At 61.4% G+C, this 13,453-nt stretch carries 9 protein-coding genes; all 9 read left to right on the top strand.

The window, feature by feature from the left end; genetic code table 11:
* Positions 1–71 precede the first annotated feature (71 nt).
* Positions 72–1,526: a hypothetical protein gene (locus KB554_RS06770; RefSeq protein WP_211035308.1), complete on the top strand. Its 1,455-nt coding sequence runs from the start codon at positions 72–74 to the stop codon at positions 1,524–1,526.
* A complete protein-coding gene (locus KB554_RS06765; protein ID WP_211035306.1) occupies positions 1,523–3,100 on the top strand; it encodes a sodium/solute symporter in 1,578 nt (525 codons plus the stop codon). Before KB554_RS06770 ends, KB554_RS06765 begins: the two co-directional genes overlap by 4 nt.
* A 20-nt stretch (positions 3,101–3,120) precedes the next feature.
* Positions 3,121–5,511 (top strand): alpha-L-rhamnosidase C-terminal domain-containing protein, encoded by a 2,391-nt coding sequence (locus KB554_RS06760; protein WP_211035304.1) that lies wholly within the window; start codon positions 3,121–3,123, stop codon positions 5,509–5,511.
* A gap of 1,003 nt (positions 5,512–6,514) precedes the next feature.
* Entirely contained in the window at positions 6,515–7,075 is a 561-nt protein-coding gene (locus tag KB554_RS06755; RefSeq protein ID WP_211035302.1) for a 30S ribosomal protein S16, read from the top strand.
* A 95-nt stretch (positions 7,076–7,170) separates the two neighbouring features.
* Positions 7,171–7,683 carry a 16S rRNA processing protein RimM gene (locus KB554_RS06750; protein WP_211035301.1) on the top strand — a complete coding sequence of 171 codons (513 nt, stop codon included), beginning with the start codon at positions 7,171–7,173 and terminating at the stop codon, positions 7,681–7,683.
* Position 7,684: 1 nt separating this feature from the next.
* The gene (mnmA, locus tag KB554_RS06745) at positions 7,685–9,097 is read left to right on the top strand and encodes a tRNA 2-thiouridine(34) synthase MnmA (RefSeq protein WP_211035299.1); all 1,413 of its coding nucleotides are present in this window, start codon (positions 7,685–7,687) and stop codon (positions 9,095–9,097) included.
* Between the two features lie 166 nt (positions 9,098–9,263).
* Complete coding sequence (locus tag KB554_RS06740) at positions 9,264–9,440, top strand: XRE family transcriptional regulator (protein ID WP_211035298.1); 177 nt, start codon at positions 9,264–9,266, stop codon at positions 9,438–9,440.
* Positions 9,441–9,451: 11 nt separating this feature from the next.
* Positions 9,452–10,408 (top strand): hypothetical protein, encoded by a 957-nt coding sequence (locus tag KB554_RS06735; protein WP_242116314.1) that lies wholly within the window; start codon positions 9,452–9,454, stop codon positions 10,406–10,408.
* Between the two features lie 293 nt (positions 10,409–10,701).
* Positions 10,702–13,431 (top strand): pyruvate, phosphate dikinase, encoded by a 2,730-nt coding sequence (ppdK, locus tag KB554_RS06730; RefSeq protein ID WP_141427806.1) that lies wholly within the window; start codon positions 10,702–10,704, stop codon positions 13,429–13,431.
* Positions 13,432–13,453: the final 22 nt, after the last annotated feature.

The raw sequence follows: 13,453 nt of genomic DNA, 5'->3' as shown, positions 1-13,453 counted from the left end.
ACTGGTTGTCAAGAGCGGTTTGCCTGGCGGCGGTATTGTTTTGCGCAGCAGGGTGTACGCATGAAAGGATCGTGATCTCGGAGGTACCCGTTTCGGAGGGGTTCGTGGGAAACGGCGTCGAATGGTCGGCCTATCCCCATGCCGATTCCGAAGAGGCCGAATGGGGCTATCTGATGACCGATGAAAAACTCCGGAGGGTATTCGAACGCCTCGACTACATGAAGCCGCGCATCGTCCGGATCATGGATGTCGCCGCATGGCGCTACTACAAGGGGGTCGATGCGCAGGGTGAGCCGCTGCTCGATTTCGCCTGCGACGAGGTCCGCATGGTGTGCCGCTTGCTGGAGTATTGCCAGAGCCGCGGCATCACGGTTCTCATCGGAGATTACGGCGTTCCGGGATTCTGGGGCTACGCGGGCGGCATCGACCGTGTGGACGATCCGCGCTATATCGACATGACGACCCGCTATCTAACCTACCTGAAGCGGGAGCGGGGTTTCGACTGCATCCGTTATTACATCATAACCAACGAACCGAACGGCGACTGGGCCTGTACGCGGGGCGACTGGGAGCAGTGGAAACGCGGCATCGCCCTGATGCATGCCTCGTTCGAACGGGCCGGTCTCGACATCGGCATCTCCGCTCCGGATGCCGTCGAGATGTCCGAAAATCCAGCATCGCAATACCCCACCGGCCGCGAATGGGTCGAGCAAACCGTCGCGCAGATGGATTCGCTCGTGGATCAATACAACATCCACTGCTATGCCGACTGGGCCTTTATCCGCGACGGGAGTTTCCAGCGGCATTTCGAGCAGGTGGCGCGGATTATCCGGCCGACGGGCAAAAAGATGATCTTCGGTGAAATCGGAGGATGGTACCACAGTGGTGAAATGGGTGAACTTTACAGGCAGCGTGTGGCCGAAAAACCGTTTGCCAGCGAGGATTCGCAGCTCTTTACCTACGATTACGTCTATGGGATAGATGCCGCCGATGTATTGATCCAGGCCATGAAGGCCGGCTGGCACGGGGCGAGCGCCTGGATGCTCGACGACGCGATGCATACGATCAACGACCTCGGGGCCCGCGATCAGCTCAAGGTCTGGGGTTTCTGGAACTCGCTGGGTAAGGAGCTCACGGGAGATCCCGCCGAGGAGGAGATCCGTCCGTGGTTCTTCACCTGGTCGCTGTTGTGCCGCTATTTCCCGCCGGGAATGGCGATCTGCAATCCCGAGAAGGATCGTCCCGGAGAGGGTCTGCGGATTGTGGCCGGACAATCGGTCGCCGGAACAACCATCGTCCTGCTGAATGCCTCGGAACAGCCCCGCACGTTCCGTCTGAAGTGTGCCGTAGTGGGTGCCGACGAAATGGACCTCTATGAATACATGCCGGAGGGATATCGGACCGACGAAAAGTCATTTCCCGTGGCTTCGGGGCGTGTGGCGGCTTCGGAGATCCGCTGCGGAGACTATCTTGTGGAAATGCCCGGCCGCAGTTTCCGGTTGCTGACGAACGTAAATCCCGAATGACCATGCGCCTTTCGATCGTGGATATTGCCGTTGTAGCGGTCAGCATTCTGGGTATCGTATGGTGGGCATTGCGCCACGGGCGGAGCGGAGACTCGAAATCCTACTTCCTGGCCGGCCGCTCGATGCCCTGGTGGGGCGTCGGGCTGTCGCTCTTTGCCGCGAGCATCTCCAGCACTACGCTCATCGGACAGACCGGAGATGCCTATTCGACGGGGCTGGCCGTTTTCAATTACAACCTTGTCGGCGTATTCGTCATGGTCTTCTTCGCCACATTTCTGCTTCCCGTCTATATCCGAACGGGAATCTTTACCATGCCCGAATACCTTGAACGCCGCTTCGACGCCCGTTCCCGTTACTACTTTTCGTTCATCAGCATTATCGGCAACGTTTTCCTCGATGCGGCCGGGGCGTTGTATGCCGCGGCGCTGATCGTCAAGTTGCTGCTGCCCGAAGCCGACATACAGATCATCGTCCTGCTTTTCGCTGCGCTGGCCGCTTCCTATACGATCAGCGGTGGTCTTTCCTCAGCCATCAATGCCGAGATTCTCCAGGCGGCAATCCTTCTTGTCGGATCGCTCCTGATGGCCTTGTGGGTTGCCGCAAGCGGCGGTTTCGATTACTTCCGCGAACTGCTCTCCGCGGGCGACCCGCTGGTCCGGCTGATCCGGCCTATGGACGATCCGGCCACCCCCTGGCTGGCCCTTGCGGTAGGCATGCCTATTACGGGACTCTACTTCTGGGCCAACAACCAGACCCTCGTGCAGCGGGTTTTGAGCGCACGGAGTCTCAACGAGGGGCGCAAGGGGGTCATGCTCAACGGTGCCATCACGCTCTCGACGCTGCTGCTTTTCGCAATTCCCGGGGTCATGTGCCGTCAGTTGTTTCCCGGGCTGGAGCGACCCGACATGGTCTATCCGGCCATGATTCTCAATCTGATGCCGGTCGGACTGCTGGGCCTGATGCTTGCCGTGCTCTTTGCAGCCCTCACCTCGACGCTCGGGGCCATCATGAATGCGACTTCGACACTCTTCACGATGGATTTCTACCGGAAGTTCGATCCCCGGGCCTCTGACCGCCGGCTGGTGCGGGTCGGAAAGATCGTATCGCTGATCGTCGTGGTGATCGCGGCGTTGTGGGCCCCGCAGATCGGGCGTTTCGACTCACTGCTGAAGTACTACCAGGAGATTCTCTCCTACTTGGCACCGCCCGTCGTCGCGGCTTTCCTGCTGGGGGTCTTCAGCCGCAGGGTGAACGGGCAAGGCGTCTTCGCCGGGTTGATGGCCGGACTGGTCGTCGCCGTGCTGATGATGCTCTTCCGAACGGCGATCTTCGGCGACATGCATTTCCTGTTCATCGTACCGATTCTCTTTCTCTTCAGTCTGCTACTGATGGTCGTTGTGAGCCTCCTGACCGCACCTCCCGCCGATGACCGGCTTCGCGGCAATCTCTTTTCGGCGGCAGCCTTCCGCAAGGAGTGCATCGCCTTGCGACGGAAGGCCTGGTGGAACAACCACCTGCTGTGGGGCGTCATCCTGCTGATTGCCGGAGGTGCGTTATTGCTCTTGTTCTCATAGCCGATTAAAAAAACTTGCCCATGAAACCTTTCCGTTTGCTCCTTACTCTTTTCTCTCTGCTGTGTCTTCTTTCCGCCGCAGGGCAGATCCGTCTCGAAGGATGGAATGCCCCGAAGATCGCCCCCCGGCTTCACGACGGGCTGTGGCCGGCCCAATGGATCACGGCTCCGGATGCCGGCGGGGACTACGATGTATGTCATTTCCGCAAGAGCTTCTCGCTCGAACGCCTCCCCGGACACTTCTTGGTTCATGTCTCGGCCGACAACCGCTACAAACTCTTTGTGAACGGCCGGCTCGTCAGCCTCGGCCCGGCACTCGGAGACGTGTACAACTGGAATTTCGAGACGGTGGATCTCGCGCCCTATCTTGTGCCGGGACGCAACGTGCTGGCGGTCGTGGTGTGGCACTTCGGGGAGAAGCGTCCTCTGGCACAGATGACCTTCGGCAGCCTGGGATTCCTTCTTCAGGGGAACACCCCGGCAGAAGACGTCGTAAATACCGATGCGTCATGGCGCTGTCTGCGCAATACGGCCTATGCGCCCTGCGAAGAGCCCGTGCTGGGTTATTATGCCGCCGGGGCCTGTGAGCAGGTCGATGCCTCCCGCTATCCGTGGGGCTGGGAGCAACCCTCCTGCGACGACTCCGCATGGGTTGCCGCAGAACCGCTCCAGCCGGGTGCGATGAAGGGGGCTGCGGACTATCCGGGACGCCAGCTCGTGCCGACGCCCATACAACCGATGGAGTACCGGCCGATCGGAGCCCCCCGCCTCCGTCGGGTTGCGGGTGTCGCCGGCATCGGCGACGCCGGAACTCTTACTTTTCCGATCGTCGTGGCGGCGCAGACACAGGCGGAGCTGCTGCTCGATTACAGGGTATTGCACACGGGTTATCCTACGCTCCGGTTCCGTGGCGGAAAGGATGCAGAGATCGAGATCGGGTATGCAGAATCGCTCTTCGACCGGGCGGAGACGGGTGCCAAAGGCCATCGGGACTCCGTGGCGGGCAAACTTTTCGTCGGATATGCCGACCGGATTGTAGCCGACGGAGGCGCGGGACGGAGTTATACGCCGCTTTGGTGGCGGACCTGGCGTTATATCCGGCTGCGGGTGGCTGCCGGTCGGGAGCCGCTCGTCATCGAAGGCCTTGAGGCCAGCTCTTCGATGTATCCCTTCGTCCGCGAATCGGCTTTCGAGGCTCCGGAGTGGAAGGAGGCCGGACGAATACTCCGTACGGGATGGCGTACGGCCCGCCTGTGTGCGAATGAGACCTATATGGACTGCCCCTATTACGAACAACTCCAGTATTTCGGCGATACCCGGATCCAGGCCCTGATTTCGCTCTACAACACCCGCAACGACGAAATGGTGCGTCAGGCGCTCGAACAGGGCCGTCGCTCGCTCTCGGCCGACGGGATCACCATGAGCCGCTATCCTTCGTCGCTGCATCAGTTCATCCCGTCGTTCTCGCTGTGGTGGATCTGTGCCGGACACGATTACTGGCGCTATCGCGGCGATGAGTCCTATCTTGCCAGTCTGCTTCCGGCCTACCGTTCCGTCCTGGCGTGGTTCGAAACCTTCCTGAATCCCGACGGAAGCCTCGGGCGCATTCCCTATTGGTTCTTCGTGGACTGGAGCGGAACCCATTACGGAGAGCCGGTCCGCGAGCGCGACGGGCATTCATCAATTCAGGATCTGCACTTCCTGCTGGCGCTCGAGGCGGCCGCTGACATGGAGGCGGCCTTCGGATCGGCGGCCTGGGCGGCCCATTACCGGGAGACTGCCGCAAGTGTGCGTGCCGGTTTTGCGGAACGTTATTGGGATGCCGGTCGCGGGCTTTTCGCCGACACCCCGTCGCGGCAGAGCTTTTCGCAGCATGCCAACGTGCTGGCTCTGCTGGCCCGGATCGTCGAGGGCGAGGAGGCTGCGGCGCTTTTCGACCGGATGGCCGATGATCCGTCGCTGATCCCCTGTACGATCTATTTCCGCTACTACCTGCACCAGGCCATGAAGATCGCCGGACGGGGCGATCAGTTTATCCGACGGCTCGATCTCTGGAGGGATCAACTGAATCTGGGTTTGAGCACCTGGGCCGAGCAGCCCGAGCCCTCACGCTCGGATTGCCATGCCTGGGGGGCGAGTCCCAATATCGAGGTTTATCGCATCCTGCTCGGTATCGACAGTGACGCTCCGGGCTTTAGGAAGATCCGTATTGCTCCTGCTTTGGGATCCCTTCACGAGGCTTCCGGGTCAATCCCCCATCCGCAGGGGCAGGTTTCGGTCGCATACGAACGCACGGACAGAGGGCCTTTGAAGGCGCGTATCTCCATTCCGGACGGGACAACGGGCATTTTCATATGGAACGGTCGTGAATATCCACTTGTGGAAGGAGAGCAGACAATTGTCGCCCGGTGAGTTTCGGGAACATGAAAAAACGGCGGGCTTGCGAGGTCCGCCGTTTTTTTGATGGTGATATGAGTACCAGATTCGTCCTATATGGGTTCTATAAGACGAATGGCGACGGACGATGCCGGGTAGCGTGGAGAACGTTACCGCGCTCCATACGGGCGACAATACAATAAATTCGAACTACATAACGCATATAGAACGGGGGGGGGAGGTATTCTCGCCGAGCGATAATATGTTTGTAAATAAAGTCGCTTAATTTGTCTGACAGTTTTATGCCGAATTTCCCCGCCTCACGATAAATTGCGGACATGGTGCGGACCCGGAAAAAGTCCCCCGCTGAACTTGCGTTCAACGGGGTTCCAGTGCCCAGGACAAGATAAAACAAAATGTATCGAAATTCGATATTTTACTACAATTTTTGGGGTATTTTATTGATAGCTAATTATTAAATGATTTGGTTTCGTATTTTTTGAATCATTTAAACCCAGAATTTCGATGCATGAATCATCATCCATTTGTGGTTGGATATGAATAGGTCACAAACTCGCAAAATACCTTGTATATATTTATCGAAACGGCATTGCAAGCTGCGGCTTTTTCGGAAAAGTCTTTTAACCGTCATATACTCGTTACCAGGATAACGGATTAAAGAATAGGCTTTTTGGAGTGTTTAAGACCTGCGACGCCGTTCAGTAGAGAGCCTGAAAAGCGATAGAAAGGATGAACACTCCCCCGCAAAACGTCTTAAGCAACAAAATGGATACAAAAAGTATCAAAAGCTGTGGGTCTTGGGTTCGAATCCCAACGGAATCACCCGAAAGCGCGGAATGTCCCCGGGGCGTTCCGCGTTCCGCTTCCCGGAACGACGCCCCGCCGGGGAGGGGCGCAGCGCAAAATGCGGATTTTCATGCCATTTATTTTGCCGGGCGGAATATTTTGTCTATATTTGCGGGCTTAAAAACCCGTAAGGGCGAGCGTTTTTTATTAACCTTATACAATTTTATAGCAAATGGCTGTTAAAATTCGTCTGGCACGTCACGGTAAGAAGGGTTACGCCTTCTATCACATCGTTGCCGCAGATAGCAGAGCGCCACGTGATGGTAAGTTCATCGAGAAGTTGGGAACCTACAACCCCAACACGAATCCTGCTACGATCGATCTGTGCTTCGAGAAAGCACTGGATTGGTTACAGAAAGGCGCACAACCCACGGATACCTGCCGGGCTATCCTCTCCTACAAGGGCGTTCTCTACAAGAAGCACCTGCTGGGCGGCGTAGCCAAGGGCGCATTCACCGAGGCCGAGGCCGAGGCCCGCTTCAACAAGTGGCTCGAGGCCAAGAACGGCAAGATCGAGGCCAAGGCCAACAAGCTGGCCACCGACGCCAAGTCGGCCGAGAAGGCCCGTCTGGCCGCCGAAGCCAAGATCAAGGAGGAGCGCGCCGCAGCGATCGCCGAGAAGAAGGCCGCCGCTGAAGCCGCAGCCCGCGAAGCCGCAGAGGCCGCCGCTGCCGAAGCGGCTGCAGAGGCTCCCGTAGAGGAGGCTGCCGCCGAAGCTCCCGCCGCCGAATAAGCGAGATCCCGATCCGATAGAAACAGTAGATCGCCCGGTGCGGGGGATTTACTGTTTTTTTTCGTATTTTCACCCCGTAATACCATTTTACCGCAATGACAATTCCCGCAGGCAGAATCACCCGACTTTTCGGCACGGACGGGGGCGTGATGCTCTCGCTCTACCCCGCTTTCCCCGAGGATTTCGACACCGACACGCCGCTCGTCGTCACGATCGACGGGCTGGACGTGCCGCTCTATTGCGACCGGTTCGAACGGCGCGGCGTCTCGGGCGCCGCCGCGGCCTTCGCCGACTTCGACACCGAACGGCGCGCACAGGAGCTGCTCGGGCTCGAATTCCGCATCGACACGGCGGACAGGGAGGAAGACGAGTTCTACCTCGAGGACCTCATCGGATTCGCGGTCAAGGCCGAGGAGGCGGGATCGGCGGAGAAGCGCTCCGGAATCCTCGCGGACTACTACGACAGCGACCTCAACCCGCTCTTCGAGCTGGAGATCGCCGGACGGCGGGTGCTCGTGCCCGCCGCCGAGGAGTTTATCGCACACATAGATTTCGAAGGGCGCACGGTGCACCTCGTGCTGCCCGGGGGACTGCTCGACCTGCAATGACATGGCACACGTGGTGATCGGACTTTCGGGCGGCGTCGATTCTTCGGTGGCCGCCTGGCTCCTCAAGGAACAGGGGCATGAAGTGACGGGGCTGTTCATGGTGAACTGGCACGACACGACGGGAACGCTCGAGGGCGACTGCCCGTGGCGCGACGACCGGGTTTTCGCCGAACTGGTGGCCCGCAAACTGGACATCCCGCTGCATGTCGCGGACCTCTCCGCGGAGTACCGCACGCGGGTGGTGGACTACATGTTCGCCGAGTACGAACGGGGGCGCACGCCCAATCCCGACGTGCTGTGCAACCGCGAAATCAAGTTCGACGTCTTCCTGCGGGAGGCGCTCGCGCTCGGAGCCGACTACGTGGCCACGGGCCACTACTGCCGCAAGGCCGAGGAGCGGCTCCCGGACGGACGCACCGTCTACCGGCTGCTCGCGGGCAGCGACCCCAACAAAGACCAGAGCTATTTTCTCTGCCAGCTCTCACAGGAGCAGTTGCGCTACGCCCTCTTCCCGGTGGGCGGCCTGCTCAAGCCCGAAGTGCGGCGCATCGCCGAAGAGCAGGGACTCGCCACGGCCAGGCGCAAGGATTCGCAGGGAATCTGCTTCGTGGGAAAGGTAGATCTGCCGGTCTTCCTCCAGCAGAAACTCGCGTCGAAGCGGGGGAACATCCACGAAATCCTCCCCTCATGGCCGAAATACCGCAGAAACGGCCTTCCGGGTGCGGGGCCGGAGCTTCCGGAAACGAGACCTTCGGGAACAGGGGGACCGGAGACAGACGCAGGGCATCCGGAGGCAGGCCAGACGGCATGGTCCGCCGAACGGCCGGATACGGCGGTCGGTCATACGGGAGCGACAGAAAAGGAGCAACCGACGCGAACGGAGCAACCGGCGGATGCGGCGACGGAAACGGCCGTTCCGACCGCCGGAGAGGGTGCTACGGAGCCGACGGACGCCGAACTGGCCGCGCTGGCCGCACCGTGGCGGTACACCGTGCGCGACGGCAAGAAGATCGGCGAACACAACGGCGCGCATTTCTACACCATCGGCCAGCGCAAGGGGCTGGGCATCGGCGGCCGCAGGGAATCGCTGTTCATTCTGGCCACCGACGTGACGCAGAACGTGATCTACGTGGGCGAGGGAGACGCGCATCCCGGTCTGTGGCGTCCCGCGCTGCACATCGCTCCCGGCGATGTGCACTGGGTCAATCCCGCCCGGGCGATGGCGCCGGGCGAAAGCCGCCGGTTCCGGGTCCGCATCCGCTACCGCCAGCCGTTGCAGGAGGCGCGGCTCTTCATGCGCGGAAACGGCGTCTATCTGCTCTTCGACACCCCCCAGCGGGGGATCACCCCGGGGCAGTTCGCGGCATGGTACGACGGCGACGAGCTGGTGGGATCGGGGGTGATCGAAGCCTGAGAGGAGCACGGAACCCTCTTTTTTCAGACGCGGCCTACCCGTTTCCACACCCAGCGGAAAGAATAAGCGGCGGCACCTGGCCATAGCCAAATATTACCAAGACATGCATATCCGACATAGAAAAAGTGCGGGGTTCCCGGTTTTGTCCCGTTAAAACGAAGAGCGTATGGCGCAGAAAATATCGCAGGCGACATCAGCCTATGGAATAGACGTATCCGACAGGTTCTCCGGACAAGTGGAAAATCCGAAACACCGGGCCAAATACGATCCGAAACACGTCAACGGAATCGCCCGATTCCCCGGCTGCCCGCCGCGCGGTTTCCTGCCCGAAAAACCCCTTTGATCCCCACGGCCATGACGCTTCGCCGAACGATACGCCACACCCTCGCGGCAGCCGGACTGCTGCTGGCCGCCGCGCAGGCGGCACGCCCCGCAACGGCCGTACCGCCGTCAGCCGGGGCAGACGGACGATCCGTCCCCGTCCGGGAAGCCGCGGCCGGCCGAACGCCGCAGCGATCCGGCGGCATGCAGAGAGCCGCGACCGGCCGCCCGGCCGATGAAAGGACGGTCGGCATCGCCTTTTACGACGTGGACCGGCTCTACGACACCCTTCCGGCGCTTTTCTACGACGACGAGGAGTACACGCCCCGGGGACGCCTGCGCTGGACGGCCGAACGCTATGCCCGCAAGATCCGCAATACGGCGGCCGTCATCGACTCGATGGCCCTGCCCGTCGTGGCGCTCCGGGGCGTGGAGAACGAACGGGTCGTGCGCGACCTGGCCGCCGCCTGCCGGGGCGACTACTCCTACCTGCACCGCACGCTCAACACGCTCGACGGCCTGGATTTCGCCCTGCTCTACTACGGCGACCTCTTCTATCCCCACTACGCCGAGCCGGGACGCCATTACCTCTACATCGAGGGGACGATGGGGCGCGACACCGTGGGACTGGTCCTGAGCGCCGACACGCGCATGAGCGAATGGGTCGTCCGCGACCTGCGCGCCGAAAGGCCCGGAGCGAAGCTGCTCGTCCTGGGACGCTCCGCATCGCTCGAACCCGCCCGCTACGGACTGCGCGACGCCACGGCACGGGCAGCGCGCGCCGGACGGGGCACGGTCCGCAGCCGCGGACGCTGGGTGATGCGCGACCGCATTCTGGCGGACACGGCCTTCACCGTCGTCGGAAGCGACGTGTTCGCCCGCCGATACCTGCTCGATCCCCGAAGCGGCAGTCCGATGGCCACCTACTCGCGGCGGGTCTATACGGGCGGCTACGGCTATTCGCTTCCGGTGTTCGTCCACATCCGGTGACGGCGGCGCGGCCCCCGGCGCCCCGGAAATTCCGCTCCGTTCCGGTTCCCGGAACGAAAACCGGGCGCATTTTCCGACGAATATTGAAAAAAACGCACGCCGGAGACCCGGAACGTACAATCGTCACGGCAATTTATTTGGAGTTTGCGAAAAGTTTTCTTATATTCGCAATCCCTTTGACGGATAAGAGGTTCCGAAATGCGGTAACGGCGACGTCACCGCAATTTTTTCCGCCTCCGGGCAAGCGGACTTTTTGAAAAACTTTTTAAATTCACATACTAAATCGAAAAATTATGGCAGACGTTAAACGAGTCTATACCTTCGGCAACAAGGAGGCCGAAGGCAACGGCAAAATGCGTGAGTTGCTCGGCGGCAAGGGTGCGAACCTCGCGGAGATGAACCTCATCGGCATCCCCGTTCCCCCGGGCTTCACGATCACCACGGAGGTATGCGCGGAGTATTACAGACACGGCAAGCAGGCCGTGATCGAGATGCTCCGCCCCGAGGTCGAGAAGGCGATGCACAACATCGAACGCCTGACGGGCATGAAGTTCGGCGACGCGCAGACGCCGCTGCTCGTCTCCGTGCGTTCGGGCGCGCGCGCCTCGATGCCGGGCATGATGGACACGATCCTCAACCTCGGCATGAACGACCAGGCCGTGGAGGCCGTTTCGAAACGCACGGGCAATCCGCGCTTCGCATGGGACTCGTACCGCCGCTTCGTGCAGATGTACGGCGACGTGGTGCTGGGCATGAAGCCCGTCTCGAAGGAGGACCACGATCCGTTCGAGGAGATCATCGACGCGCTGAAGGCCAGGCGCGGCGTGAAGAACGACACGGACCTGACCACCGACGACCTGAAGGAACTGGTACGGAGCTTCAAGGAGGCCGTGAAGCGGCAGACCGGCGAGGATTTCCCCGCCTGCCCTTGGGAGCAGCTGTGGGGCGCCGTGTGCGCCGTGTTCGGCTCGTGGATGAACGAGCGCGCCATCCTCTACCGCAAGCTCAACAACATCCCCGCCGAGTGGGGAACGGCCGTTTCGGTGCAGGCGATGGTCTTCGGCAACATGGGTGAGAACTCGGCCACGGGCGTGGCTTTCTCGCGCGACGCCGCGACGGGCGAGAACATCTTCAACGGAGAGTACCTGATCAATGCGCAGGGCGAGGACGTCGTGGCCGGCATCCGCACCCCGCAGCAGATCACGATCGAAGGCTCGAAGCGCTGGGCCAAGGCGCAGAACATTCCGGAGGCGGAGCGCGCCGCGAAATACCCCTCGCTCGAGGAGGTGATGCCCGCGGTCTACAAGGAGCTGGACGAGATTCAGCACCACCTCGAGCAGTACTTCAAGGACATGCAGGACATCGAGTTCACGATCCAGGACGGCAAGCTCTGGATGCTCCAGTGCCGCAACGGCAAGCGCACGGGCGCAGCGATGGTCAAGATCGCCATGGACATGCTGCGCGAGGGGCTGATCGACGAAAAGACCGCCGTGCTGCGCTGCGAACCCGCGAAGCTCGACGAGTTGCTGCACCCCGTATTCGACAAGAAGGCCATCGCTTCGGCGCAGGTCATCACGAAGGGGCTGCCCGCCTCGCCGGGCGCGGCGACGGGTCCCGTGGTGTTCTTCGCCGAGGACGCCGAGAAGGAGCTGGCCAGGACGGGCCAGAAGGCGATCCTGGTGCGCATCGAGACCTCGCCCGAGGACCTGAAGGGCATGCTCGACGCGGCCGGAATCCTCACGGCGCGCGGCGGCATGACCTCGCACGCGGCCGTCGTGGCGCGCGGCATGGGCAAATGCTGCGTCTCGGGCGCCGGCGAGCTGGAGATCGACTACAAGGCCCGCACGATCAAGGTGAACGGCTTCACGGTCAAGGAGGGCGACTGGATCTCGCTCAACGGCTCGACGGGCGAGGTCTATCTGGGTCAGGTGGCCACGAAGGCCGCCGACCTGAGCGGCGACTTCGGCAAGCTCATGGAGCTGGCCGGGAAGTACTCCGTGCTGAAGGTGCGCGCCAACGCCGACACGCCGAAGGACGCCAGGCAGGCCTTCGAGTTCGGCGCCGAGGGCATCGGCCTCTGCCGCACGGAGCACATGTTCTTCGAGGGCGACCGCATCAAGGCCATCCGCGAGATGATCCTCGCCGACGACGAGGCGGGCCGCCGCGTGGCGCTGGGCAAGCTGCTGCCGATGCAGCGGGGTGACTTCGAAGGGCTGTTCAAGGCCATGAACGGATTCCCCGTGACGGTGCGCCTGCTCGATCCCCCTCTGCACGAGTTCGTGCCCCACGACGAGAAGGGACAGCGCGAGATGGCCGCCGAAATGAACGTACCCCTCCAGAAGATCGTCGCCAAGGTCGAGTCGCTGGCCGAGTTCAACCCCATGCTGGGCCACCGCGGCTGCCGTCTGGGCAACACCTACCCCGAAATCACGGAGATGCAGACGCGCGCCATCATCGAGGCGGCGATGAACGTCAAGGCTTCGGGCATGCCCGTACACGTGGAGATCATGGTTCCGCTGGTGGGCAACCACAAGGAGCTGCGCTATCAGAAGCAGATCATCGACTCGACGGCCGAACAGGTCTTCTCGGAGCGCAACGACAAGATCGAATACATGGTCGGCACGATGATCGAAGTGCCGCGCGCGGCCGTCACGGCCAACCAGATCGCCGAGGTCGCCGAGTTCTTCTCGTTCGGCACGAACGACCTGACGCAGATGACGCTCGGATTCTCGCGCGACGACATCGGCAAGTTCCTGCCCATCTACCTCGAGAAGGGTATCCTCAAGAACGACCCGTTCCAGATTCTCGACCGCAACGGCGTGGGCCAGCTCATCCGCGAGGCGGTGTTCAAGGGCCGCGGCACGCGCGAGAACCTCAAGTGCGGCATCTGCGGCGAACACGGCGGCGAACCCTCGTCGGTGGAGTTCTGCCACTACGCCGGACTGAACTACGTGAGCTGCTCGCCCTTCCGCGTGCCCATCGCACGCCTGGCAGCCGCCCACGCAGCGCTCAACCAGAAATAGACGCCGCCGGCACGGACCGGCG

The sequence above is a fragment of the Alistipes sp. Marseille-P2263 genome (assembly GCF_018101075.1).
GTDB classification, from domain to species: Bacteria; Bacteroidota; Bacteroidia; order Bacteroidales; family Rikenellaceae; genus Alistipes; species Alistipes dispar.
Note: the sequence above shows the minus strand (reverse complement) of the source record. Positions and strands in the feature narration are given on the sequence as shown.